This window comes from Caulobacter sp. GW822-FHT07D08 (genome assembly GCF_058798735.1).
In genome coordinates, this window is record NZ_JBXAKU010000007.1 from 70,414 (window position 1) to 95,291 (window position 24,878).

A 24,878-nucleotide genomic window follows, 5' to 3' on the forward strand; every position below is an offset into this window, starting at 1 on the left:
CTCACGCCATGACCCATGATCTTCCCCGCATCGCCCTCGTCGTCAGCCGCTTCAATGCCGACATTGTTGACGGCCTGGTGCTGGGCGCCCGCGCGGTCCTCGAGGCCGAGGGCGTCAGCCTGGGCGAGGAGGACATCGTGGAGGCCCCGGGCGCTTTCGAGTTGCCGCTGATCGCCCAGACCCTGGCCGCCAGCGGGCGGTTCGATGGGATCGTCTGCCTGGGCTGCGTCATCAAGGGCGACACCGCGCACTTCGAGTATATCAGCCAGGGGGTCGCGGCCGGCCTGATGACTGCGGGGCTCAGCACCGGACGGCCGATCAGCTTCGGCGTCCTGACGACCTACGACGAAGACCAGGCCCTGGCCCGCAGCCGCGAGGACGTAGACAACAAGGGCCGCGAGGCCGCCCACGCCTGTCTCCAGGCCTGGCGGACGCTCCGGTCGATCAGATCACGCGCGGCCTAGACGGCGCCGCAGGCCGACGACCGCCCGGACTGAACGGCGTCGCCGATTGGGGAGCGGGTGACTGCCACAGGAACGGGCGAACACGCCCATTCCTGTGTCGAACACTCGACATCGAATACTGTCTAACCTCCTGACTTTGCTCTGGAACCAAAGTCTTTCGCTGGGATTGAAGCTGCAGTGAGCGGCCTCGGCAAAGGTTGTCCGGGCCGGCGGTGAGGACAGGGCCAGCCCATGACGACGGCGTCACGCGACAAGATCTTCGAAAAAGAACTGGTTTCGCAGATCCCCCACCTGCGCGCGTTCGCCCGCTCGCTCTGTGGGGATGCGGTTCAGGCCGACGACTTGGCCCAGGACGCCGTCGCCAAGGCCTGGCGCTGCCGTGAAAGCTTCGAGCTGGGCACCAACATGCGCGCCTGGACCTTCATGATCCTGCGCAACCAGTTCCTGTCTGAGAAGCGGCGCAGCTGGCGGTCGGTGGAACTGGATCAGGAACGGGCCGAGCAGACCCTGGTCGCCACCGACAATCCAGCCGCCGCGATCGAGCTGGACGATGTCCGCCAGGCGCTGATGGCGCTGCCGGTCCCGCAGCGCGAAGCCCTGATCATGGTCGGGGCCGGCGGCTTTTCCTACGAAGAGGCCGCCGCGGTGATGAACGTGGCGATCGGCACGGTGAAGAGCCGGGTCAACCGCGCGCGCACCGAGCTGCAACGCCTGCTGGAGACTGGCGACTATGCCCGCGATGGCCGCCCGGTCGGCGAGGCCATGGCCGCGCTCACCCCCTGGGACGTGGCGCAACGCGCCGACGTCGTGCTGGACGCGCAGTCGGCCGCGTGACGGCCGCCCCGCCCCCGGACACCACCCAGCGCCCGGCGACCAGCCTGCTGCGCAAGCTCGGACCTGGTCTCGTCACCGGGGCGGCGGACGATGATCCCAGCGGCATCGCCACCTATTCCCAGACCGGCGCGCAGTTCGGCTATGGCCTCTTGTGGACCATGGTCCTGACCTATCCGCTGATGAGCGCGATCCAGCTGGTCAGCGCCCAGATCGGTCGGGTGACCGGCAAGGGCCTAGCGGCCAATCTTGGCGAGGTGATGCCGCGCTGGGCGGTCAATCTGCTGGTGGTTCTGCTGCTGGTGGCCAACACCATCAACATCGGCGCGAACCTGGCGGCCATGGGCGCGGCCGCCGAGCTTCTCGCCCATCGCGGGTCCCACATCTTCACCGTGGGGTTCGCGGTGCTCTCGCTACTGCTGCAGCTCTTCGTGCCTTACCAGCGCTACGTCGCGTTCCTCAAATGGCTGACCTTCGTCCTGCTGGCCTATGTCGCGGTGCTGTTCACCGTGAAGCTCGATTGGACCTCGGTCATCCAGGGTCTGGTCTGGCCGCGCGCGCAGCCGTCGGCGGCGCTGATCACGGCGATCGTGGCCATCTTCGGGACCACGATCAGCCCGTATCTCTTCTTCTGGCAAGCCGCCCAGGAGGTCGAGGAGGTCAATCGCAAGGCCCATGCCAAGCCGCTGACCGAAGCGCCCAAACAGGCCGGCCGGGCCATGCGGCGCATCCGGCTCGACACCCTGGTCGGCATGGCCGTCTCCAACCTGGTGGCCATCGCCATCATGCTGGCCACCGCCGCCACTCTGCATGTCCAGGGCAAGACCGACATCACCAGCGCCGCCGACGCGGCGCGGGCCCTGGAGCCGGCCGCCGGGCGCTTTGCCTTCCTGCTGTTCGCGCTGGGCATCATCGGCACCGGCCTATTGTCCGTCCCGGTACTGGCCGGCTCGGCCGCCTATGCGGTCGGGGAGTGCCGCAAGTGGAAGTGCGGCCTGGCGCACAAGCCGTGGGAGGCGCCGGGGTTCTATGGCGTGATCGCCGCGGCCACCCTGCTGGGGGTCGGTATCGACTGGTCGCCGCTCGACCCGATGAAGGCGCTGTTCTGGAGCGCGGTGATCAACGGCGTGATCGCCGTGCCGATGATGGCGGCGATGATGCGGGTGGCTTCGCGGCCCGGCCAGATGGGGCAGTTCGTGGTCGGGCGCGGTGTGCGCCTGCTGGGATGGATCGCCACGGTCGTGATGGGCCTGGCGGTGGCGGCCATGGCGCTCTCGCCGCTGCTGCCGCGCGGCTGAAGCGGCCGGGCGCGGAGTCCTCGCGCAACTGGAACCGGGTCAGGTCCAGTTCCGTTGAGCCGATGGAACCGACGCCGAGAGATAGCGCCCGATGATCTACGACGCCCTCATCGTCGGCGCCGGCCCGGCAGGCCTGACGGCGGCTACCTATCTCGGGCGCTTCCGCCGCAAGGTCCTGGTGCTCGACGGCGGCCCGTCCCGCGCCAGCTGGATCCCCGAGAGCCACAACACGCCGGGCTTCCCGCAGGGAGTTGGCGGCGGAGCGTTGCTCGCCCGTATGCGCGACCAGGCCGAACGCTACGGCGCCGTGTTCCAGACCGCGCGGGCAGAGACCTTCGAGCGTCGCGGCGACCTTTTCGCGGTACGCCTCTCCGGCGAGAGCGGCGGAACGGTTCAAGGGCGCACCCTGCTGCTCGCCGCTGGCGTGGTGGACATCAAGCCCGACCTTCCCGGGATCGATGCGGCCATCCGGCGGGCGCTCGTGAGGATCTGCCCGATCTGCGACGCCTATGAGGCCATCGACCAGGCCATTGCGGTGCTCGGCGATGGGCCGCTGGGCGCGCGCGAAGCGATCTTCCTGCGCACCTATTCCAACCAGGTGACCTTGCTGCATCTGGGCGCGAGCGACGATCTCGACCTTGTGGCGCTGCGCGAGGCCGGCGTCACCGTGATGGCCACCTCGCTGGGCGCCGTCAGGCTGGAGGACCAGGTGATCGTCGAGACGGGCGACGGTCGGGCGACCTTCGACTGCCTCTATCTGGCGCTCGGGTGCGAGATGCAGAGCCGTCTGGCGGTGCGGTGGGGCGCCGAGCACGACGACGACGGCAACCTGAACGTCGACGCCCATCAGCGCTGCTCGATCGACGGCCTCTATGCGGCGGGGGACGTGGTCCGAGGCCTCAACCAGATCGCCATCGCCACGGCCGAGGCGGCGGTCGCGGCCACCGATATCCACCGACGCCTGCGGCAGATCGATCCTTCGCCCGGCGCCTGAAGGCGGCGCCGGGCGGGGATTACCCGTCGGCCTCTTCCTCGCGCTCGTCGAGGACGGCCATCGCGCCCATCAAGTCCAAGATCTGACGCCGCGCGGTGGACGGCAGGGCTGGAAAGTTCCGCGCCAACTCGACGCCCTCGGCCGACATCAGGAAGGCCTGCGTGGTGCGGGCGATCCGCTCGGCGTCCTGAGCCAGGGCGCTCTCGGGCTCGACGGGATCGGGCAAACCCTCGAAGAACCAGCCGACCGAGGTGTTCAGCACCGCCGCCATGCCGTGGAGCTTGGAGGCGCTGATCCGGTTGGCGCCGCGCTCGTATTTCTGGAGCTGCTGGAAGGTCAGGCCGACCGCGTCGGCCAGGGTCGTCTGGCTCATGCCCAGGCTCTTTCGGCGCAGGCGAAGCCGGGCGCCGACATGCAGATCGACGAAGTGGGGTGATGTTTCGGTCGGCACGTCGGTGCTCCCTGGGCGCAATTGTCCTCAGGGGACATGACGGTTGACCGCCGTTACGCCGAGTCGGTCCAGCAGCCAGCGGTCGCGCGCGGGCGAGTCTCGTCCCAGACGCGAAAGTCGAGACGCGCAACATCCCCGATCAGGGTTCGCGGCCACGGTCGGCCCGCCCCTCGCGCGTCCTCAGCCAAGGGCGCGCACAGCCGCCAAGAACAACATCAGGGCGCCGAGTAACCCGGCGATCCGGCTAGCGCCCAGAACCAGGCGCTCGAGGCCACGCGTGGTCACCGACGCGCCGAAGCTGCTGAAGGTTTCCAGCCCGGCCATATTGCGCCGATAGAAGCGACGGCGTTTGACCCACAGGTCGGCAGCGACGGCCAAGGCCACTAGCCCGATACCAACAATCCATTCCATGGCAGCCTCCACGCGCCGAACTCAACCCTGGATAAACTATCACACCCCTGGCGACATCCAGAGCCGAACGATCAAGCCACCCGCCCGTCAGGTCCGCCCACGACCCCGACAATCTCTTCGAGGCCGGAAGAATGTCCCGCCGCCGCGCGCCGCCGCCTTTGCGGCGGCGCGTCGCGACGCGCCTGCCCCCCCCTGGCCCAGCAAGCCGGAGCGCCCTCCCCGCCCCGGCCGCCTCTGGCGCCAGGCCTAGTATTCCTCGGCCAGCATCAGGGTCAGCACCCGCTTGGTCACGGCCGGGTCGGCCGGATCGGTCGAAGCCATGCAGAGGTCGAGGTCGTAGTAGTCGATCTTCCAGAAGAGCTTGGCGTCGCCGACCATAAAGGCCCCGCAATCGCGCTCGCCGTGCGGGTTGTTGTCCTCGTGGAAGTCGGTGAAGGCGGTCACGGCGGCGAAGGCCTTCAGCTTGTCGCCCTCAGGCAGCGCGTGAACGCCCTGGGTCAATACCCAGCCCGCGCCGGGCTCGGCGCGGCAGGCGTCGTTCAGGGCCGCGATGGCGGCGGTATGGTCTTGCTCGGTCATAGGAATTTTCTCCTAGGTGCTCGGGGTCAGGCGCAAAGCGCGCCTGACCCCGACGCCCGTCGGCGAGACCGGGTGTGCAAACGGAGGGGCGGCTTCGCGGGGACCCGGCTGCAGGACGGCCAAGGGCCGGCCGAAGCTGGGCGGAAGCCGATCCGAAGTGCGCCGAGGGCGGAGCCCTAAGCTGGCGCGTCCGCGTCAGCGGGCGCTCATGACAATGAAGCCTGCACAGGAGCCCGCGCGCAGCGCGTGGCGGGAGGCGGCGTCGAGCGTCCGGCGGCAGGCCAAAAGCCTGCCCGCAGGGGCGCGCCCGAGGGAGCGGCGAAAGCCGCGGGACCGAGCGTGCCCGCCGGTCGCTCGCCGGATCAGGCAGAGCCTGGCGCGAAAGCGCCGGGCGGCGCCCCGAGTAGCCCATTTGGACGCCCGCAACAGCGACGCCGGTCAGCGAACGCCGTTAACCAAGCTTGACAAGAGGCAAGTTTTGTGGTAGTATAGAAGTAGGATTGGGATTCCCTCAATCCGTTTTCAGCGCCCTTCAAACCGACGACTGAGAAAGAAATCAGATGAACTGAAATCAATAAGAGAGTTATAAATTGTATAATCCATTTATTCAACGCATTTTCCAATCCCGCCAAGCTCGCAACGGCGGGCTCGTTCGCCGCAATATCGGCTGGGTCAATCTTTTCGCCTCCATGGAACAGCTCGAAGCCGAGGTTCGCCGCCGCGGCTTCCACATGTTTGTCGTCGGCGACCAGGCGCTCATCCTCTGCAACAGCGGAGGCCTCACCTTGGTCTGCTAAAGCGCCCCACCACCGTCCTGGGCCTCTGGCCCAGGACGTATTCTCTTCACGGCCCCCGCCCCTGCGGGATGCGAATGACTCCCGGACAGGCGACGGAAGCTCTCTTTGACCGACACGAAGATCACCGAGGGGCTGCGCCCATCCAACCGCGTCCAGCGGGTCCTGATCTCATCGACCAGCTGGTTCATCGGCGAGTTCGCCGGCGATGATCTCTTGATCACCCACGCCTGGCCCAGCCTTGGAAACCGGGCGGCACGCCAGAGGATGCTGGCCGATCGCCATGCGCGCGGCGCCTTCGTGGCTGCGTTTCTGACCGACGACTACGAGAAGGCCCCAGGCGTCGTGGTCCCGCAATATGCCGGCTACGGCGAGATGTTCGCGGCCGGGATGAGCGTGCTGTTCGGCAAGCGCTTCGACGCCCATGGCTCGCTGCAGAACGATGGCATCTTCAACCTGCCCGATCTCAGCGCGTTCTCGACCTTCACCGATCCGGAGCTGCCGCAGAACAACCACCGTCCGCGCAAGACCCTGCCCGTCCTGCTGAACCTGGAAGAGGTCACCCGCCTCTATCCCGTCTGGACGGGCACGCGCGACATCCCGGCCCTGCACGCCTTCGACGCTGCGTGCCGCTTCTACATGCGCGCGCTACAGAGCAGCGAGCACGATCCCGAACAGGCCTATCTGCACCTGATCACGGCCGGCGAGATCATCTCCGAAGCCCAGTACCCGGCCGGCGGGCGGCTGCTCGACCCGGAGCTGGAGGCTCTCCTGCAGCGGATCGAGAAGGACCTGCCCGACGGCAAGGCCGCCGGCAGCACGCTGCGAAAGCGACTGTTCGAAATCAAGCGACGGTTCGTGACCACCTTCGTGGACTATATCGACCAGCCCTTCTTCGATGGGGGCGAGGCCGAGGCGGCATTCTGGTGCTTCCAGCCCGACAGCTTCAAGGCGTCCATCGGCGCGGCCTACGACCTGCGAAGCCGCTTCGTCCATACTGGCCAGTCATTCGCGGGCTGGGTCGAGCCCAGCCACCGGCTCAACGACGTCCAAGGCGGCCAGCCCGTCGTCAACGACAAAGACCTCCGCAAGATCCTGGAGCGCGCCCCGACCATCCTGGGTCTCGAGCGCGCAACCCGCTATCTGATCCTGCGCTTTGGCCAAGCGCGCCTCGGCCTCGACCTGACACCGCCCCCGCCACCCGAAACCACAGCCTAGCGACCCCAGACCGGGCATCCAGCGTTGAAGAACCCAACCGAAGGCGCGACAATGCGCCGGTTCATTCACCCGGGGGAACCGTGGGCCTCGCTGCGTTCAAAACCGTTCGACAGGCATTGGTGGCTTTCGCCGCCCTGCTGATGGCGGGGCTGTCCGTGCAGGCGCCGGTCGAGCAGGCCCATCTCGACGCGGACTTCGTTCAGGCCGCCAGCGCTTTGACCCAAGCGGCCGCACCCGCGGTCGCCGAGACGCAGGACGCTTCAACCTCCGTGAGACCGAGCGCGGTTCAGACCCCGACCGATCCTCACGCATCCGAGGCGCCGGCCTCGGGCGCGCATCATCACCATGCCGACGGCCCGCCCCTTCACGATCAGGTCGCGAACGCCAACGCTCCGACCATCGCGGCCACTGCAGCGGCTCGGTTCCGGCTGGACAATGACCACCGCGCCGGCCTGACCGGCAACCCGCAAGACCGCCCGCCCAGATCCGACCTCGAACCTATCGCCTAGACCGCGCGGCCCTGGCCGCGTCCTTCGTGTTCGAGGATTCCCATGTTTCTGAAATCTTCAGGCCGCACGTCGCGGCTCCATGCGCCCGCGCGCGCCTCCACTCTGCTGTCGTCGATTGATCACCGGAGCGTCGCTCCGTGAGCCCGATCCATGACCTCACCCTCTATGCCGCCGCCCATCCCTGGGCCGTGACGGCCGCCGTGCTGCTGGTCCTGATCGTCCTGATCGCCAGCCTGGTCTGGCTCTGGCAACGGCAGGCCGAGGAGATCCTCAGCCTCTACAAACAACCCGACGACGACCCACACCGGATCGATCTTGAGAACGGGCGCTTTCGGCTGGACATCGTGCGCCGCCACGCCGGCTGGCGGTTCGTGATCACCTGCCGTGACCACGATCTCAAACCCGGCGACGTGGTCGTGACCACAATCCGTCCGGACGGCTTGGGCCAGCGTTTCGACTTCGCTCGCCGCGGTCGACGCCTGCAATCGATCGTCAAGGTGCGTGAACCGCTGATCTTCGTGGCCCACGTGTCGATCAGCTGGGGCGGTTTCGACTCCACCTTCGTGATCGGCTTTGGCGGCGCCGTAGAACCGATCCGCGCCCACGGCGAAGTGCTCCGGCGCCCGGAGACCACCGCTGACAAAGGCTAGAGCGCCGACCTGGCGCGCCCGCCGGGTTCGCCCGGCGGGCCCTGGGGCTCGGCTCGCCCTACACTGGTGGACCGCGGAACGGATCGTTCTCCCGCAGCCAGCGCCGGGCCGGTCGCTCGACCGCGTGATAGACCGCCACCGACACAAGGAGGCACACCGCCAGGACCCCGAACCTGGCGCCCCAGGCCCAGACCCCGGTCGGCGGCGCCGGCAGGCGGTCCAGGACTTCGAAATAGGCGATGTCGACCGGCAAGTGGGTCATGTAGACCGCGTAGGAGATCTCGCCGAGATAGACCGCCAGCGGCGCGGCCAGGAGGGTGGCGCGCCCAGCCTTGTCCGTTTCCGCCAGGCAGAAGATCAGCGCCGCCAGGCCCGGCCAGATCCAACGATCGGCCAGACCCAGGGCGGTGGACAAGACGATCCAGACCACCGCGAGACCCGTACCCAGCAGCGCCAGCCTCGGCGACATCGACCGTGTCGCGCCCAACCGATGCAGGGCCACGCCCATGGCGAAGGACGGCACGATCCGCAACGCCCCGCCCTGGGCGGTCAACCGGGTCAGCGATCCGCCGAAGGTCTGCACGATCCCGTCGAGCGCGAAGAACAGGACGATCGCCAGCACCACGGCCAGAACGGGACGCGCGCGTAAGGCGATGGATGCGACGGCCGCCGCCGGGAACAGCAGGTAGGCGAACCATTCGGCCGAGATCGACCAGGATGGGAAGTTCCACTGCACGGTTGGCGTCGACCACCAGGCATGGATCAGCACCAGATGCTGCGGGATGGCGCTGGGATCGAAGGCCTGTGTCTCGAAGCTGGCGCCGGCCCAGCGGCCCAGGGCCCAGAGGACGATGGTCGCGCCCAGGGTCAGCAGATGCACCGGATAGAGCCGCGCCAGGCGGGCCCACAGGAAGGAACCGTATCGGAAGCGCCCCTCGGACCAGGCCTTCAGATAGACATGGGAGAGGATGAAGCCCGACAGGATGAAGAAGAGATCGACCCCGAGATAACCCTTGGCGATCAGACCGAACCGTTCGAGGTCGAGACCGAGGCGATTGCGGAAGTGGTAGACGAGCACCCAGGCGGCCGCGACGATGCGCAGGCCGGTCAGAGATCGAAGATCGGCTGGATACATGGTCCCCCCCGGGATGTTGATGGCCTAGCCCTCGCCGAGCATGCCGCCATCGCGGCGCGTTTCGGTTTCGCTCTCGACGCCCTCGACATTGCCGCCCGTCGGGCCGCCCTCGTCGATCATGCCGCCGTCCTTGCGGGGCGCGGGCTCCGGGGATGACGACGGCTTGCCATCGGTGCTGGTCGCCGCGTCGGGCTTGGGGGGATTGGGATTGGTCATGTGCTGCTCCTGAAAACTGGCCGTGGGGGCGGGTCGGGACGCGCCTGGCTCCGCGCTAGGCGGTCGCGGCCCCGGTGCGGTGTCGGTGGCCGCCATAGGCGACGACCTGGATCTTGCCGATGGTCGCCAACCCCACATCGGCGGCCACTTCCAAGGTCGCGGCCAAGGCGTCGAGCTTGGCGCGGCTGTCGACCATCTCGACGATCAGATGCTGTTCGGGAGCCAGGTCGCGGGCCTTGGCGCCGTGCAGCACCGCCTCGCCAAAGGCTTCTTCGATACGCAGCACCGCCGCGCCGGCGATGTCCATCTCGCGGGCGCGCGCCATAAGTACCGCGTCATAGGCGACCCCGTTCAGGGTCGCGCCGGCGTCCAGGTAGATCCGCAGGATGTGCAGGTCGTCTTCGTTCACGCGTCACCTCACGCTCTAAAGTCTGGCGCGCCCCAAGGTCTGGGGCGGCCAGCAGATTGAGGGCCGGCCGCCTAAGCGTGCCGCCCCTCCTCTCCGCACTCGGTCACTTCGGTCTGGATGGTGACGTGGTGCAGGTCGAAGTCGGTCTCTAGTCGGGTGGCGATCGCCGTGCGCACGGCCTCGCCCTGCGCTCCCTCTGTCAGCACGACATGGACGGTGCAGACCGCCTGGTCCGCGCCCGTGGTCCACAGATGCAGCTCGTGAACGCTGGCCACGCCAGGGGCCTCGGTAATGGCCTTGCGCACGCCGGCCAGGGCCATTCCGGGAGGCGCGCCTTCCAGGAGGATTCGGGTGGTGTCCTTCAAAAGGATCCAGGTCCGCGGCAGCACCCACAGGCCGATGCCGATGGCCACGATCGGGTCGACGAACCGCCAGCCGGTGATCTTGATGACGATGGCCCCGACGACCACGCCCAGCGAGCCGAGCATATCGGCCCAGACCTCGAGATAGGCGCCCTTGACGTTGAGGCTCTTGTCCTTGTGGCTGGCCAGAAGGCGCATGGAGATCAGGTTGATGACCAGGCCCAGCGCCGCGACGATGAACATCCCCACCGAGCCGACGGGCTCGGGGTTGAGGATGCGCTTGACGCCTTCGACCAGAACATAGATGGCGACGCCGAACAGCAGGATGGCGTTGAAAGCCGCCGCGAGGATCTCGAAGCGCCGATAGCCGAAGGTGAAGTCCTCGGTGGGCTTGCGCTGGCCGACCCGGATCGCCGCCAGGGCGATGGCCAGGGCGGCGGCGTCGGTGAACATGTGCGCGGCGTCTGACAGCAGCGCCAGGCTGTTGAAGGCGATGCCGGCGACGACCTCAGCGATCAGGAATGTCGAGGTCAGCGCCAGGGCTATGGCAAGCCGCTTGCCGTTCGCCTGGCTCGCGCCGTGATCGTGTCCAGCTCCCATTGAAAACCTCTCCTCTTCACGTGCGCCGAAACGCGCCTGCCAAGTTTGAGGGATCAACGCACGAAACCCGCCAAATGGGAGCTTCGCGCGCGCTCCCCCGCGTCTATTTCTTGTCGAGGATGGAGAGGGTCGCTTTCTCCATCGCGTCCTGGGTATCGAGGACGTTGAGATTGGCCTCATAGGCTTTCATAGCCTGCTTGAGGTCGAGGCTCTCGGCCAGGCTGTTGACGTTGGGCAGCAGCACGTAACCGGCGGCGTTGGCCGCTGGGTGGCCGGGGTCGTAGGCTTGAGGGAATGGTTTGGGATCGGCTTTCACGCCGCTCAACACCACGCCCTCATCGCCGCCCATCGGCTCGACCTTGAACACCGGGATCTGGCGGCGATAGGGCTCGCCGCCGGGGGTTCTGGCGGTCGAGTTCGCGTTGGCGATGTTCTCGGCCAGGATCTGGATACGCTTCTTCTGGGCTTGCAGTCCCGACACGGCGATCGCCGTGCTTCCCCCTTCGATCGGCTTACTCATTCAAGTGCTCCGTGGGTGGATATGAAGAACGGGCGGCGCGCCGGAGCTTGTCCGGCGCGCCGCCTTGGTCTTAGGCGTCGGCGGGTCTCCGGATTTCGGCCTTACGCAGGACGAAGCGGCAGATCGCCGGCAGGACGAAGAGCGTGAGGGCCGTGGCGGTGATCAGCCCGCCGATGACGACGGTGGCCAGCGGACGCTGGACCTCCGCGCCGGTGCCGGTCGCCAGGGCCATGGGCACGAAGCCCAGCGAGGCGACCAGACCGGTCATCATCACCGGCCGCAGCCGCTCCATGGCCCCGTCGATGATCGCCTTCTCCAGCGGCATGCCGGTGGCGAGGCGCTGTCGGATGGCGGTCATCATGACCAGGCCGTTCAGCACCGCCACGCCCGAGAGCGCGATGAAGCCGACGGCGGCCGAGACGGAGAACGGGATCCCGCGCAAGGCCAGGCCGAAGACGCCGCCGGCCAGGGCCAGCGGGATCGCCGAGAACACGGCCGCGGCCGGCGCGATGCCGCCCAGGGCCATGTAGAGCAGGCCGAAGATCAGCAGGAAGCAGAGCGGGACCACGAGCGCCAGGCGGCCTTGGGCGGCCTTCAGATTCTCGTACTGACCACCCCAGACCAGCCAGGAGCCGGCCGGCAGCTTGACCTGCGCATCGACCTTCTGCTGGGCCTGCGTGACGAACGAGCCCAGGTCCGCGCCGCGAACATTCGACTGGACCACGACGCGACGCTTGCCGTTCTCGCGGCTGACCTGGTTGAGGCCTTCCGAATAGGAGAACTTGGCCACGTCGCGCAGAGGCACCGAGGCGCGGGCGCCGCCCCCTGCCCGCTCAGGCAGCATGACCGGCAGGGCGCCGACGGCGTCCAGGTCGTTGCGGCTGGCGTCCGGCAAGCGGACCACCACGTCGAAGCGTCGGTCGCCCTGGAAGACCAGGCCGGCCTCGCGGCCGCCCATGGCCACGGCCAGGGTGTCGGCGACCTCCTCGACCGTCAGGCCGAGGCGACCGATGGCGTCGCGATCGAGCTGGACGTCCAGGGTCGGGAAGCCCGAGGTCTGCTCGACCTTGACGTCCGCCGCGCCCTTCACCGTCCGCAGGACCGTGGCGATCTCTTCGGCGGTGCGGCTCATGGCGTCGAGATCGTCGCCATAAACCTTGATCGCCACGTCGCCGCGCACGCCGGCGATCAGCTCGTTGAAGCGCATCTGGATCGGCTGGCTGAACTCGTAGGCGTTGCCCGTCAGGCCTTCCAGCTTGTTCTCGATGCGGCCGATCAGCTCGGCTTTGGTCTCATTCTTATTGGGCCATTCGTCCTTGGGCTTGAGGATGATGAAGGCGTCCGAGGCATTGGGCGGCATGGGGTCGCTGGCGACCTCGGCCGTGCCGGTCTTGGAGTAGACGAAGGCCACTTCGGGGAAACCCGCCACGACGCGCTCGATCCGGCGCTGCATGCGCAGCGACTGCTCCAGCGAGGTCGACGGGATGCGCAGGGCCTGGACGGCCATGTCCTTCTCGTCGAGCTGAGGCGTGAACTCCCGGCCCAGGAACCCGAAGGTCACGGCGGCCAGGACAAAGAGCGCCACCGCGCCGCCGATCACCGGCCAGGGCTTGGCCACGACCTTGTGCAGCAGCGGCTCATAGCGGGACTTGGTCCAGCGGACCGGCGCGACTTCCTTCTCGGCCACCTTGCCGTTGATCAACAGGGCGATCATGGCCGGGATGAAGGTCAGCGACAGCACGAAGGCGCCGGCCAGGGCCAGCATCACGGTGATGGCCATCGGCGAGAAGGTCTTGCCCTCCACGCCGGTGAAGGTCAGCAGTGGGGCGTAGACCAGGAGGATGATCGCCTGGCCATAGACGGTGGGCGAGATCATCTCGCGGGCGGCTTCGCGGGTTTCGCCCAGGCGCTCGGACAGCGTCAGGAGACGGCCCTCGTGGTGCTGGCGCTCGGCCAGGCGCCGCAAGGCGTTTTCGACGATGATCACGGCGCCGTCGACGATCAGACCAAAGTCCAGCGCGCCCAGGCTCATCAGATTGCCCGAGACGCCCAGCTTGTTCATGCCGATGGCGGTCATCAGCATCGACAGCGGGATGACCAGGGCGGTGATCAGGGCGGCGCGGAAGTTCCCGAGCAGCAGGAACAGCACCACGATGACAAGCAGAGCGCCTTCGGTCAGGTTCTTTTCGACGGTCTTGATGGTCGCGCCGACCAGCTTGGAGCGGTCGTAGACCACCTGGACCTTCACGCCGACCGGCAGACTCTTGGCCACCTCGGTCAGCTTCTCGGCCGAGGCGCCCGCGACGGTGCGGCTGTTCTCGCCGGTCAGCATCAGCACGGTGCCGACAACGACCTCTTCGCCGTTCTCCGAAGCCGCACCGGTGCGCAGGGCGCCGCCGAGCTTGACGGTGGCGACGTCACGCACGCGGATCGAGACACCTTCACGCGCCGCGACCGTGGCGTTGGCGATCTCGTCGACCGTGCGGACGCGGGCGTCGGCGCGAACGAGGAAGGCTTCCCCGCCCTTCTCGACGAAGTTGGCGCCGACGGCGAGGTTCGCCGCCTCCAGGGCTTTGGCCAGGTCGTTGAACGAGACGCCGACCGAGGCCATGCGGGTCGGATCGGGCTGGACGATGAACTGCTTTTCGAAGCCGCCGATGGAGTCGACACCGGCCACACCCGCGACCGAGCGCATCTGGGGCCGGACGATCCAGTCCTGCACTTCGCGCAGGAACGCCGCCTGGGCCGTGGGATCGGAAAGCCGCTCCCCCGTCGAGGTCAGGTAGGACCCGTCGCTCTGCCAGCCGGGCGAACCTTCGGTGACCTTGGCGCCCTTGCCGCCCGGATGCTCGAAGGCCACGGTCCACATCAGGACCTCGCCCAGACCCGAGGAGATCGGGCCCATGGCCGGTTCGGCTCCGGCCGGCAGGCTTTGGCGCACCTGGGTCAGGCGCTCGGCCACCTGCTGGCGGGCGAAGTAGATGTCGGTCTTTTCCTTGAAGACGATCGTCACCTGGGAAAAGCCGTTGCGCGAGATCGAGCGCGTGGACTCCAGGCCAGGGATGCCGGCCATGGCCGTCTCCACCGGGAAGGTGACGAGCTTTTCCACCTCGGCCGGGGCCAGGGTTCCCGAGACGGTGTTGATCTGGACCTGCTTGTTGGTGATGTCGGGCACCGCGTCGATCGGCAGGCGCACGAGGTTGTAGACGCCTAGGGCCGCGACCAGCGTGACCAGGGCGATGACGGCCCACCGGAAGCGGACCGAAAGGTCGAGGATACGGCCGATCATCGGGCCACCTCGCCGGTTTCCATGGCGTGGGGCTTGTCCTGATAGCGGACTTCCAGCTTGGTCACCGAGGCCAGCTGAAGCAGCGGAAAGGTCGCTTCAAAGCGAGCCGGCTCCCGGTCGGTGCGCTGGGGGCTGAGCGCCGCCAGGCGCGTGGGGACGGTGATCGCCCAGTGCCCGTCGGGATCGAAGGCGCTGACGTCGAGGTGGGCGGTGACCGGCGGCAGGCTGCGGCCTGGCGCGCGTCGGACCAGGCCCGACACGCGCAGGCCGTTGCCGGTATCGCGCGCCGAGGCGGTGATGATCTCGACGGTGCGGCCGCCGACACGGTCGATCGTCACCGCATCCTTGGCTTGGGCCGTTGAGGTGGTGAGCGAAGCGACCAGGGCGGCCGCGGCGAGGATGAGCTTAGTCTTCATGGCTCGCCTCCCCCTTGCCGAGTTCAGCCTTCAGCAGGAAAGCGCCCTTGCCGGCGATCTGCTCGCCGGTGCGCACGCCCGAGAGGATCTCGACCTGGCCGCCGCCACGGCGACCGACCCGGACCGGGCGCGGCTCGAAGCCGTTCTTGGTGCGCACGAAGACGACCTCGGCGCCATTGACGGTCTGGACGGCCTCGTCTGGTGCGGAGATGCGGCCGCTGACGCTGGCGGCGGCGCCGCGCGGGGTGATGCGCGCGCGCAGCGCCTGGCCGGGGGTCAGCATCGGGGCTTCGCCACTGACGGCCAGTACGGCGGTAGCCGAACGGTTCTCGGCGTCCAGCGCCGGGGTGATGCTGCGCACGGTGGCGTTCACCGAACCGCTTGCGGTCTCGACCACGGCCGCGTCGCCGGGCTTGACGCGCTGGGCGTCGGCGACCGGGAGCGCGGCCTGGATCTCGATGCGGCCCGGATCGGCGACCCGGAAGAGTTCGGAGCCGGCGGCGACATAGGCGCCGAGGGTGGCGGTGGCGGCGGTGATCCGGCCCGAAATCGGGCTGGTCACGGCCAGGGTGCGGCCATTGCCGCTGACGCCAGCGGCGGCGCTGGCGCCGCTCGCGCGCCGCAGCTCGGACTCGGCGATGGCGGCCTCGCGCTGGGCGGCTTCCAGGTCCTGGCGAGCGGTGATCTTGGCCTCGAACAGGCGCTGCTCACGGACCAGGGCCTGGCGGGCGGCGGCGGCCTTGGCGGCCGCGGCGCTCCGGTCGGCGCTGATGGCGGCGGCGTCGCGGCTCTCGATGGCGGCGATCACCTCGCCGGCGGCGACGGGGTCGCCCAGGCGCTTGTTGATACGAACGATGGCCCCGTCGGCGCGAGCCGCCAGGATCGCCGCGCCATTGGGCGTGGCCACCACCGTGGCCTGGGCCGGAACGGCCGCATCGAGCCCGCCGCCGGCCAGGGTCACCAGCTGGATGCCGTCGGCGGCGATGCGCTCGGCGGTCATCGCGACATGGGGCTTTTCGCCGGCGTGATCTTCCTTGGCCTCGGCGGCCGGGGCGTCCTTGGCGGGCGAGGACAGCATGGTCTTGCCGATCAGCACGCCGGCGCCGGCGGCCAGGACGGCGCTGACCGCCACGGCCGTCAGCAGGGTCTTTCTATCGTTGGACTTCATGGTGAGCTTTCCTATTGCGCGGCGGCGCGTTCGAGCGCGGCCAGCGCCTTGGCGCGTTCGAGGCGCGCGGCGATGAGTTCGGTGCGGGCGGTCGTCAGGGCGCCTTGCGCGTCGAGGACTTCGAGCAGCGAGAACTTCCCCGCCTCGAAGCCACCGCGCGCCAGATCGACGGCGGTTTGGGCCTGCGGGACGATCTTGCTGTCGAGCACTTCCAGCCGGGCATTGGCCGCGCGCAGCGAGGCTTCGCCGTCACGCACCGCCCGGACCGAGCGAGCCAGCGCCAGGCGCTCACGCGCCTCGGCGGCGGTCGCGTCGGCGCGAGCGGCCGCGACCGTGCCCTGGTTGCGATTGGAGATCGGGATCGGGGCCGTGAAGCCGACGATCATCGCCGAGTCGCCGGTCTGCTCGAACCGCCGCACGCCGGCCTGAACCGTCAGGTCCGGGCGGCCGGCGGCGCGCTCGCGATCGATGACGGCGCGGGCCGTTTCGAGGTCCGCGCGCGCCTGGCGCACGTCCAGGGTCTCGCTGGGATCGATCGTGGTCTGGGGGGGCGCGGCCGGGTCCTGACCGCGCACAAGCTCGATCGTCTCGCCCGCGTCGCCCCAGAGGGTGACGAGCGCGCGCCGGGCGGCCAGCGCCTCGGCTTCGGCGGCGATCACCGCAGCGGCCGCTTCGCGGCTGGCGGCTTCGGCGCGCAAGGCCCGCAGCGGCGGCTCGCGTCCGGCCTCGACCAGGGTGCCGGCGACCTTGGACAGCCCCTCGGCGCGGGCGGCGGTTTCACGCGCCAGGACCAGGCGATCCTGGGCGGCCAACGCCTCCGCGTAACGGACCCGAACTTCCTGGGTCAGGTCGGCCTTGGCGATGGTGAAGCCGATACGGGCGGCATCGACTTCGGCATTGGCGGCGGCGGCGCGGGTGCGGCGCTTGCCGCCCAGCTCCAGGCGCTGGCTAATCGTGGCGGTGGTTTCGGCGGCGCCGAACCGGCCATAGGGGCCCGAGCCGGCGAAGTTCTCCGATTGGAGGCCGGCTTCGGGGTTGGGCATCAGGCCAGCCTGGCGCGCGCGGCCTTCCGCCGCCTTCACCGAAGCTTCGGCGGCCGTGACAAGCGGTGACTGGGTCTGGGCGCGCGAAATGGCGGCGTCCAGGGTGAGCGGCTCGGCAGCGGCGCGCGAGAACGCGCCGACACCGGCGAGCGCCAGAACCGCGCCGAGAACGGCAGCGGGCCGGGCATAACGGGAATGCATGGGAGGTCCCTGTGTGAGAACTGACGATGGCGATTACGCGCGCGAAGGCGCGGCCAGGGTCAGGCTCGAGGGGGCTCGTTGGGGCCGTCAGGCATGCGCGAGGGCGGCATGTTGAGGGCCGAGGCGACCAACCGGATACGGTCGGCGGACACGACGTGCTGCGCCCCAACGACCGGGTTCATCAGCTGAGGCACATGGTGGCAGTGACCGCCCGGTTCGCCGCCTTTGGCGTCCGAGGCGTCCGCCGCGTCCTGGTCGTCGATCTGGGTGAAGCTCGCGGCTTCAGCCGCGGCGCCATGCTCGGCGGTCACCGACGTCTCCGGCGGACAGACGTCCAACCGGAACGACGGCGCGGCGACGGCGAGCACCAGCAGGCACGCGAAAAGCGCTCCCGTCCAAGTCTTCAGCCATGTCGGCACGTCGAACATAAAAGGGCCTATAGCGTCCGTGTTGCGTCGAGGAAATACGTTACAAGATACACTTGGCGTGGCGCATCAGCGCAGCCGCAAGGGTCAGATCCGGGTCCGCGGACGTGACCGGGTCACTGCACGCAAAGGCGTGCTGGTGGTGATATATTTCGCGAGAGCTTCCAGCCGGAAGTTGTAGATTCTAACCAACTTTTCGTGCTCAGCCTTAAACTTGAACTGCAAGGCCGCCAAACCGGTGATCTCGTTGGTGTGGCGAAGCAAGGTGCCGCGCGCACTCGGTTCGAGCCGGAAGTATTCGTACGATCGCGCGAAGAACGGCCCCGACTGGAACGCGACTTCCTCGGCCGGCGCCATGCCGATCACCTTGGCCCTGAACCGCAGCCGCTTCTCCGGGTTCGAACCGATGCGGATATAGACCCTAGCGCCCTGCACCGGCACGCCTTCGATCTCCCAGTGCGGGTGCCAGCGCGGATAGGCGCCAAACTCCGTCAAGGTTCGCCAGACCTTGGTCGGGGGCGCGGCGATATCGATCTCTGATTCTATGATCATGGGCGGCCTTTCGTCGCCTTGTCGCCCGCGCCCGATGGGGCCACGACGGGCTCCGGGCACGGGCGGTTCGTGGAAAGCAAGCAGACACGGAACAGCTCGCCGTCTATCGGCGGACTGGCCGTGGGCAAGTCGAAGAACGTGCAGTGGCGCTCGCGCCCGCGCAGATCCCAAAGGACCTTCGACGCGGTGCTCAGGATGTGGCCGTCGCGATCGAGGCGATCGGCTCGCACGAAGCGCGGCGCGGGACCGGCGGTGCGTCGGCAGACCGCGCCGTGGAAGCGCACGCCCTGGCCCTCGGCGACGGCGCGGACCGAGTCCAGCACAAAGCCGCGCGGGGTCGAAAGCGCGATCGGCTTGTCGATGGTGTCGGCCAGGGCCGAGCCGGCGATCGATGCGCCAATCATGGCCAGGCCAAGCGCCATGGCCGGGACGGATCGATGCCCGATCATGGCCGATGCCCCATGCCGATCACCGCCACGGCGATGGTTGCGGCGAGAAACACCATCGCGGCCACCAGGGCGAATAGGGCGCGGCGGGCCGAACGGCGGGCCCAGGCCGCGGCCTCGTCGTGGGATTCAGGGACGCTCATGCCCGGCGCTCCTTGTAAGCCAGGAGGCGCAGGGCGTTGGCCACGACCAGCAGGGTCGAGCCTTCGTGGAAGATCACCGCCTCGCCGATCTTCAAGCCAAACAAGGTCGCCGGGATCAGCACCGCGACCATGCCCAGGCTGACCCAGAGATTTTGGCGGATGATGCCGCTCGTCTTTCGGCTGAGCCCCACCGCGAACGGCAGATGGTTCAGGTCATCGGCCATCAAGGCGACATCGGCGGTCTCCAGGGCCACGTCCGAGCCAGCCGCGCCCATGGCGATGCCGACCGTGGCATTGGCCATGGCCGGGGCGTCGTTGACGCCGTCGCCGACCATCGCGGCCTTGCCGAACTGCTCGCGCAGGGCCTTGATCGTGGCGACCTTGTCCTCCGGCATCAGACCGCCACGGGCCTCATCGAGACCCAGATCACGGGCAATGGCGTCGGAGACCGACTGGTTGTCGCCTGACAGCATGATCATCCGGGTGATCCCGAGGGATCGCAGGCGCTTAATGACGTCGCGCGCCGCCGGACGGGCCGTGTCCATCAGGCCGAGCACGCCAAGATATCGGTCGCCATGGCGCACCATGACGACGGTGCGGCCATTGGCTTCCAGTTTCTGGGCCTCGCTCCACACATCTTCCGGCGGTCGCGGCCCCTCGGCTTCGAACAGGCCTGGCTTGCCGATCACGGCGGACTTGCCGTCCACCTGCGCCTGGATCCCCTGCCCTGTCAGGCTCTTGATGCTGGTGGCTTCCCGGCGGGCCTGGCCGTTCAGCTTGGCCTCGCCGTCGCGCACGACGGCGGCGGCCAGCGGGTGGTCGCTGAGCGCCTCGACCGCCACGGCGATGGCCAGCAGTTCGTCTTCCTCGACGCCTTGGGCCGGGACGATATCGGTCAGCTTGGGCTTGCCTTCGGTCAGGGTGCCGGTCTTGTCGAAAGCCAGGGCCGTCAGGGTGCCCAGGTTCTCCAGCGGACCGCCGCCCTTGACCAGGACGCCGCCGCGGCCGGCCCGGGCCACGCCGCTCAGCACCGCACTGGGCACCGAAATGGCGAGAGCACAGGGGCTGGCGGCCACCAGCACGGCCATGGCGCGGTAGAAGCTGCGGCTGAAGGGCTCATCGAGCACCAGGAAGGCCAGCATCAGGGTCGCGACCAGGACCAGCACGGCCGGAACAAAGACCTTCTCGAACCGGTCGGTGAAGCGCTGGGTGGGCGAGCGCTGGGCCTCGGCCTCGGCGACCATGCGCACCACGCGGGCCAGGGTGCTCTCGCCGGCCTTGCGGGCCACGCGGATGTCGAGCGCGCCCGCGCCATTGATGGTGCCGGCGAACACACGGTATTCCGCGCTGGCCTTGGCGAAGTCGAGATCGCGATCGGCGCTGGCGCGCTTGTCGACGGGCACGCTTTCGCCGGTGACCGGGGCCTGGTTGACGCTGCTGTCGCCCGCCACGACGACGCCGTCGGCGGCGATGCGCTCATTGGGCCGGACCAGGATGATGTCACCGATCTCCAGGGCCTCGACGGCGACGTCCTCGGTCTTGCCGTCACGGCGGACCGTGGCGCGCTCGGGGGCCAGCTTGGCCAGGGCCTCGATCGCCCGGCGGGCCCGGCCCATGGCATAGTGTTCCAGCGAGTGGCCCATGCTGAACAGGAAGAGCAGCAGTGCGCCCTCAGCCCATTGCCCGAGCGCCGCGGCCCCGGCGGCGGCCACCAGCATCAAGGTGTCGATCTCGAACTTGCGCTTGCGCAGGTTTTCGATCGCCTCGGTCAGGGTGAACCAGCCGCCGAACAGGTAGGCCGCCAAGTAGAAGGCCAGCGGCATCCACCCATCGGCCTTGAGGCTGATCAGCCACCCGACCAGCAGCGTCGCGCCGCACAGCAGGGCGAAGATGAGTTCGGTTCGCTCGCCAAACAGCCCACCATGGGCGTGGCCATGGCCGCCCTCCCCGTCGCCATGCTTGTGGTCGCCCTGATCGCCATGGTCATGGCCTTCATGGGCATGCGCAGACTTGCTGGTCATGGCGCTCGCTCCTACCGGTGCGGCTCGACGTGATGGCCGCCGTAACGCAACACCTCGACCTTCTCGAAGGTGACGAGGCCGATGTCCTTGAGATCGTCGAGCTTGGTCAGGAACTCGCGCAAGCGGGCTTCCTCGTCGACGAACTCGATCACCACCGGCAGGTTGTCATTGAAGTCCAGCGGCCGAGGCTCATGCATGCGCGCGGACTCGCCAAAGCCCTTGCGGCCGCGCAGGACCGTGGCGCCGGCCAGTCGATTGGCCTGCGCGCGCTGGACGATGACGTCCATCAGGGACCGGTCGCCGACCAGGGCGTTTTCGTCGGTGTAGATGCGGAGAAGGACCGCTTGTCCGGGGGTTTGCATAGGCGTCTCCTCTTGGTGATTACGGCCCCCGAAGGCTTGGCCCTCGGGGCGTTTGAAGGTGATGCGCCGGCGCGACGCTGTGGGGGCTGAGGGGCCGCGCCGGCGCCCCGGCTAGTGCGTCGTGCTCAAATCCGACGCGGCCGGACCCTCGTCTGGGGTCTTCCGACCAGACCCCAGTTGGAGGATGAGATTGGCGATGGCGGGCAAGACGAGCAGGGTCACGGCGGTGGCCGTGACCAGGCCGCCGATGACCACCATGGCCAGGGGCTTTTGCACTTCGGCGCCGGTCCCGCTGGCCAGGGCCATCGGGATGAAACCGATGGCCGGGACGAGGCCCGTCATCAGAACCGGACGGAAGCGCTCGACCGAGCCCTCGTAGATCGCCTGGGCCACGGGCACGCCCGCTTCGAGGCGCTCTCGGACGCTGGTCATGACGACCAGGCCGTTGAGAACCGCGACGCCGGCCAGAACGATGAAGCCGACGGCGGCCGAGATCGAGAATGTGATCCCCGTCAGCGCCAGGGCGAACACACCGCCCGAAAGTCCGAGCGGGATCGCCGCGAACACCGAGGCTGCGGGTCCGAACCCGCCCAGCGCCATGTAGAGCACCAGGAAGATCAGCGCGAAGCACAGCGGCACGACGATCGACAGGCGTTGGGTGGCGGCCTTCAGGTTCTCGAACTGGCCGCCCCAGGTCAGCCAGTAGCCGGTCGGAAGCTGGACGGCTTCGACCTTTGTACGGGCTTCGGTGACGAACGAACCGATGTCGCGGCCCCGCACGTTGACCTGGATGACCACCCGGCGCTTGCCGTCCTCGCGGCTGATCTGGTTCAGACCATCGGAGAAGCGGAACTGCACCAGCTCGCGCAGCGGCACCGAACGTTGCACACCACTGTCGCCGGCCGGCAGCATGACCGGCAGGGCGCCCAGGGCGTCCAGGTCGTTGCGCTGGGCCATCGGCACGCGGACGGTGATGTCGAAGCGGCGGTCACCCTCGAAGACATCGCCTGCCTGGCGCCCGCCCATGGCCGTGGCCACGGTGTCGGCGACTTGGTCGATGCTGAGACCAAAGCGGGCGATGGCGGCCCGGTCGAACTTGACGTCCAGGGTGGGAGCCCCGCCGACCTGTTCGACGCGAACGCCTTCAGCGCCTTGGATCGACTCCAGCACCGCGCCGATCTTGGCGGCGGTGGCGCTCATCTTGTCCAGATCATCGCCATAAAGCTTGATGGCGACGTCACCGCGCACACCGGCGATCAGCTCGTTGAAGCGCATCTGGATGGGCTGGGTGACTTCGAAGCTGTTGCCCAGCAGCGGCGCGACCTTGGCCTCGATGCGTTGAACGACACCGGCTTTGTTCTCGACGGTCTTGGGCCACTCCTTTTGCGGCTTGAGGATGATGAAGCCGTCCGAGGCGTTGGGCGGCATCGGGTCGGTGGCGACCTCGGCCGTGCCGGTCTTGGAGAACATCATCTCCACTTCAGGCAGGGACGAGACGTTCTTTTCGACCTGGCGCTGCATGGTCAGCGACTGTTCGAGCGCCGTCGACGGGATCTTCAGCGAGCCCATGGCGACGTTCTTTTCGTCCAGCTGCGGGATGAACTCCTGGCCCAGCGTCGTGTAGACCACGCCGGCGACCAGGAAGAGCGCCACCGCGCCGCCGATGAACGGCCAGGGACGATCGACCACGCGCTTCAGGACAGGCTCATAACGCTGCCTGGAGACGGCGATCACCTTGACTTCCTTCTCCGAGATCTTGCCGCGCATCAGGATGGCGACGAGAGCCGGAACGAAGGTCAGCGACAGGATGAAGGCCGCGCCCAGGGCCAGCATGATGGTGATGGCCATCGGCGAGAAGGTCTTGCCTTCCACGCCCGTGAAGGTCAGCAGCGGGGCGAAGACCAAGAAGATGATCGCCTGGCCGAAGACGGTCGGACGGATCATTTCCTGGGCCGCGCGCAGCACGGTTTCCAGGCGTTCGGGCAGTCGCAGCAGGCGGCCTTCGTGGTGCTGGCGCTCGGCCAGGCGTAGCAGACAGTTTTCGATGATGATGACGGTGCCGTCGACGATCAGGCCGAAGTCCAGCGCCCCCAGGCTCATCAGGTTGCCGGGCACCTTCAGCTCGTTCATGCCGATGGCCATCATCACGAAGGACAGCGGGATGATCAGCACGGCGATGAAGGCCGCGCGGACGTTGCCGAGCAGCAGGAACAGGGTCGCGGCGACCAGGATGGCGCCTTCGGTCAGGTTGCGTTCAACGGTCTTGATGGTGGCGTTGACCAGCACCGAGCGGTCGAGCGCGGTGGTGATCACCACGCCATTCGGCAGGGCCTTGCGAACATCGACGAGCTTATCGCCGACCGACTTGGCGACCGAGCGGCTGTTTTCGCCGATCAGCATCAGGGCGGTGCCGACAACGACTTCTTCGCCGTTCTTGCTGGCTGCGCCGGTGCGCAGGTCACCGCCGACCCGCACGGTGGCGACGTCCTTGACGGCGACGGGCACGGTGCGGCGGGTGGCGATGATGGCGTTCTGGATCTCGTCCAGCGTGCGCACCCTTGCGTCGGCCCGGACCAGATAGGCCTCGCCCGCGCGCTGGATGAAGTTGGCGCCGACGGAGAGGTTGGCGCCTTCCAGGGCCTTGGCCAGATCGGTGTAGGAGACGCCGTAGGCGACGAGCTTGGCCGGGTCGGGTTCGACCACATACTGCTTTTGGAAGCCGCCGATGGAGTCGACGCCGGCCACGCCCTTGACGGTGCGCAGTTGCGGACGAACGACCCAGTCCTGGATGGTGCGCAGATACGCGCCCTGCGAGGTGGCGTCGGTGAGGCGTTCGCCCTCCGGCGTCAGATAGGCGCCGTCGCTCTGCCAGCCGGTCTGGCCGTCACGAACCTTGGCGCCCTTGCCGCCCGGATTGGCGTACTCGACCGAGTACATGTAGACCTCGCCGAGGCCCGTGGTGACGGGCCCGATCTGCGGCTGGATCCCGGCTGGCAGGCTATCGCCCGCCTGGGTCAGACGCTCGGCCACCTGTTGGCGGGCGAAGTAGAGGTTGGTCTTCTCCGAGAAGATCGCGGTGACCTGCGAGAAGCCGTTGCGCGAGATCGAGCGGGTGGTCTCCAGGCCGGGGATGCCGGCCAGGGCCGTTTCCACCGGGAAGGTCACCCGCTTTTCGATTTCGACCGGCGAAAGCGCGCCGGCGACGGTGTTGATCTGCACCTGGTTGTTGGTGATGTCGGGAACGGCGTCGATGGGCAGCTTGGTCAGCTGCCACGTGCCGAGGAGTGCGATGATGACGGTGAGAAGCAGGACGTACCAACGCCCCTTCACCGACATCGAGAGTAAGCGACCGATCATTTCGGCGTGTCTCC

At 68.2% G+C, this 24,878-nt stretch carries 27 protein-coding genes; 8 read left to right on the plus strand and 19 right to left on the minus strand.

Features of this window, described 5'->3' with window-relative positions; all coding sequences use genetic code 11:
- The first annotated feature begins 8 nt into the window (after positions 1 to 8).
- From ribH to AC1RJ9_RS14715, 4 genes are all read left to right on the plus strand, one after another.
- Positions 9 to 464 (plus strand): 6,7-dimethyl-8-ribityllumazine synthase, encoded by a 456-nt coding sequence (gene ribH, locus AC1RJ9_RS14700; protein WP_062099896.1) that lies wholly within the window; start codon positions 9 to 11, stop codon positions 462 to 464.
- 231 nt (positions 465 to 695) lie between these two features.
- Positions 696 to 1,298, plus strand: a complete 603-nt coding sequence (locus tag AC1RJ9_RS14705) for a sigma-70 family RNA polymerase sigma factor (protein WP_066683756.1) — start codon at positions 696 to 698, stop codon at positions 1,296 to 1,298.
- Positions 1,295 to 2,593: an Nramp family divalent metal transporter gene (locus AC1RJ9_RS14710; protein ID WP_062099897.1), complete on the plus strand. Its 1,299-nt coding sequence runs from the start codon at positions 1,295 to 1,297 to the stop codon at positions 2,591 to 2,593. Before AC1RJ9_RS14705 ends, AC1RJ9_RS14710 begins: the two co-directional genes overlap by 4 nt.
- Before the next feature lie 91 nt (positions 2,594 to 2,684).
- On the plus strand, positions 2,685 to 3,587 hold the full coding sequence (locus AC1RJ9_RS14715; RefSeq protein ID WP_062099898.1) for an NAD(P)/FAD-dependent oxidoreductase: 903 nt from the start codon (positions 2,685 to 2,687) through the stop codon (positions 3,585 to 3,587).
- A gap of 19 nt (positions 3,588 to 3,606) precedes the next feature.
- Here AC1RJ9_RS14715 and AC1RJ9_RS14720 read toward each other — a convergent pair whose 3' ends face one another.
- From AC1RJ9_RS14720 to AC1RJ9_RS14730, 3 genes are all read right to left on the minus strand, one after another.
- Positions 3,607 to 4,038, minus strand: coding sequence for a helix-turn-helix domain-containing protein (locus AC1RJ9_RS14720; RefSeq protein ID WP_062099899.1), 432 nt, complete (start codon positions 4,036 to 4,038; stop codon positions 3,607 to 3,609).
- Positions 4,039 to 4,218: 180 nt separating this feature from the next.
- Complete coding sequence (locus AC1RJ9_RS14725; protein ID WP_062099900.1) at positions 4,219 to 4,449, minus strand: hypothetical protein; 231 nt, start codon at positions 4,447 to 4,449, stop codon at positions 4,219 to 4,221.
- A 246-nt stretch (positions 4,450 to 4,695) separates the two neighbouring features.
- Positions 4,696 to 5,028, minus strand: a complete 333-nt coding sequence (locus AC1RJ9_RS14730) for a DUF3768 domain-containing protein (RefSeq protein ID WP_066730511.1) — start codon at positions 5,026 to 5,028, stop codon at positions 4,696 to 4,698.
- Between the two features lie 590 nt (positions 5,029 to 5,618).
- On the opposite strand from AC1RJ9_RS14730, the gene AC1RJ9_RS14735 reads away from it, so the two are divergent.
- From AC1RJ9_RS14735 to AC1RJ9_RS14750, 4 genes are all read left to right on the plus strand, one after another.
- Complete coding sequence (locus AC1RJ9_RS14735) at positions 5,619 to 5,825, plus strand: hypothetical protein (RefSeq protein ID WP_062095592.1); 207 nt, start codon at positions 5,619 to 5,621, stop codon at positions 5,823 to 5,825.
- A gap of 105 nt (positions 5,826 to 5,930) precedes the next feature.
- Positions 5,931 to 7,040: a HEPN domain-containing protein gene (locus tag AC1RJ9_RS14740; RefSeq protein ID WP_062095594.1), complete on the plus strand. Its 1,110-nt coding sequence runs from the start codon at positions 5,931 to 5,933 to the stop codon at positions 7,038 to 7,040.
- A 119-nt stretch (positions 7,041 to 7,159) separates the two neighbouring features.
- On the plus strand, positions 7,160 to 7,549 hold the full coding sequence (locus AC1RJ9_RS14745) for a hypothetical protein (protein ID WP_127846983.1): 390 nt from the start codon (positions 7,160 to 7,162) through the stop codon (positions 7,547 to 7,549).
- Between the two features lie 137 nt (positions 7,550 to 7,686).
- Positions 7,687 to 8,199 (plus strand): hypothetical protein, encoded by a 513-nt coding sequence (locus AC1RJ9_RS14750; RefSeq protein ID WP_062095599.1) that lies wholly within the window; start codon positions 7,687 to 7,689, stop codon positions 8,197 to 8,199.
- 58 nt (positions 8,200 to 8,257) lie between these two features.
- Here AC1RJ9_RS14750 and AC1RJ9_RS14755 read toward each other — a convergent pair whose 3' ends face one another.
- The 16 genes from AC1RJ9_RS14755 to AC1RJ9_RS14830 all read right to left on the minus strand — a co-directional run bounded on the left by AC1RJ9_RS14755 (position 8,258) and on the right by AC1RJ9_RS14830 (position 24,864).
- Complete coding sequence (locus AC1RJ9_RS14755; RefSeq protein ID WP_062095602.1) at positions 8,258 to 9,334, minus strand: acyltransferase family protein; 1,077 nt, start codon at positions 9,332 to 9,334, stop codon at positions 8,258 to 8,260.
- 24 nt (positions 9,335 to 9,358) lie between these two features.
- The gene (locus AC1RJ9_RS14760) at positions 9,359 to 9,550 is read right to left on the minus strand and encodes a hypothetical protein (RefSeq protein WP_062095604.1); all 192 of its coding nucleotides are present in this window, start codon (positions 9,548 to 9,550) and stop codon (positions 9,359 to 9,361) included.
- Between the two features lie 55 nt (positions 9,551 to 9,605).
- Positions 9,606 to 9,959 (minus strand): DUF190 domain-containing protein, encoded by a 354-nt coding sequence (locus AC1RJ9_RS14765; protein WP_062095606.1) that lies wholly within the window; start codon positions 9,957 to 9,959, stop codon positions 9,606 to 9,608.
- Positions 9,960 to 10,030: 71 nt separating this feature from the next.
- Positions 10,031 to 10,921: a cation diffusion facilitator family transporter gene (locus tag AC1RJ9_RS14770; RefSeq protein ID WP_062095608.1), complete on the minus strand. Its 891-nt coding sequence runs from the start codon at positions 10,919 to 10,921 to the stop codon at positions 10,031 to 10,033.
- Positions 10,922 to 11,024: 103 nt separating this feature from the next.
- A complete protein-coding gene (gene flgC / locus AC1RJ9_RS14775) occupies positions 11,025 to 11,441 on the minus strand; it encodes a flagellar basal body rod protein FlgC (RefSeq protein WP_062095610.1) in 417 nt (138 codons plus the stop codon).
- Positions 11,442 to 11,511: 70 nt separating this feature from the next.
- Entirely contained in the window at positions 11,512 to 14,730 is a 3,219-nt protein-coding gene (locus tag AC1RJ9_RS14780) for an efflux RND transporter permease subunit (protein ID WP_099503341.1), read from the minus strand.
- Entirely contained in the window at positions 14,727 to 15,146 is a 420-nt protein-coding gene (locus tag AC1RJ9_RS14785; protein ID WP_062096444.1) for a hypothetical protein, read from the minus strand. Before AC1RJ9_RS14785 ends, AC1RJ9_RS14780 begins: the two co-directional genes overlap by 4 nt.
- The gene (locus AC1RJ9_RS14790) at positions 15,136 to 16,314 is read right to left on the minus strand and encodes an efflux RND transporter periplasmic adaptor subunit (RefSeq protein WP_062096442.1); all 1,179 of its coding nucleotides are present in this window, start codon (positions 16,312 to 16,314) and stop codon (positions 15,136 to 15,138) included. The genes AC1RJ9_RS14785 and AC1RJ9_RS14790 overlap by 11 nt, the downstream gene beginning before the upstream one ends.
- A gap of 11 nt (positions 16,315 to 16,325) precedes the next feature.
- On the minus strand, positions 16,326 to 17,558 hold the full coding sequence (locus AC1RJ9_RS14795; protein ID WP_066730480.1) for a TolC family protein: 1,233 nt from the start codon (positions 17,556 to 17,558) through the stop codon (positions 16,326 to 16,328).
- 59 nt (positions 17,559 to 17,617) lie between these two features.
- Entirely contained in the window at positions 17,618 to 17,986 is a 369-nt protein-coding gene (locus AC1RJ9_RS14800; RefSeq protein ID WP_066682844.1) for a hypothetical protein, read from the minus strand.
- A gap of 84 nt (positions 17,987 to 18,070) precedes the next feature.
- Complete coding sequence (locus AC1RJ9_RS14805; protein ID WP_066682845.1) at positions 18,071 to 18,535, minus strand: SRPBCC family protein; 465 nt, start codon at positions 18,533 to 18,535, stop codon at positions 18,071 to 18,073.
- Positions 18,532 to 18,984, minus strand: a complete 453-nt coding sequence (locus AC1RJ9_RS14810) for a hypothetical protein (protein WP_127846984.1) — start codon at positions 18,982 to 18,984, stop codon at positions 18,532 to 18,534. Before AC1RJ9_RS14810 ends, AC1RJ9_RS14805 begins: the two co-directional genes overlap by 4 nt.
- A complete protein-coding gene (locus AC1RJ9_RS14815) occupies positions 18,981 to 19,124 on the minus strand; it encodes a hypothetical protein (protein WP_156449688.1) in 144 nt (47 codons plus the stop codon). Before AC1RJ9_RS14815 ends, AC1RJ9_RS14810 begins: the two co-directional genes overlap by 4 nt.
- Positions 19,121 to 21,145: a heavy metal translocating P-type ATPase gene (locus AC1RJ9_RS14820; RefSeq protein WP_099503339.1), complete on the minus strand. Its 2,025-nt coding sequence runs from the start codon at positions 21,143 to 21,145 to the stop codon at positions 19,121 to 19,123. The genes AC1RJ9_RS14815 and AC1RJ9_RS14820 overlap by 4 nt, the downstream gene beginning before the upstream one ends.
- 11 nt (positions 21,146 to 21,156) lie before the next feature.
- The gene (locus AC1RJ9_RS14825) at positions 21,157 to 21,507 is read right to left on the minus strand and encodes a DUF190 domain-containing protein (protein WP_066684438.1); all 351 of its coding nucleotides are present in this window, start codon (positions 21,505 to 21,507) and stop codon (positions 21,157 to 21,159) included.
- 111 nt (positions 21,508 to 21,618) lie between these two features.
- Complete coding sequence (locus AC1RJ9_RS14830) at positions 21,619 to 24,864, minus strand: efflux RND transporter permease subunit (protein WP_099503337.1); 3,246 nt, start codon at positions 24,862 to 24,864, stop codon at positions 21,619 to 21,621.
- Between the last annotated feature and the right edge of the window lie 14 nt (positions 24,865 to 24,878).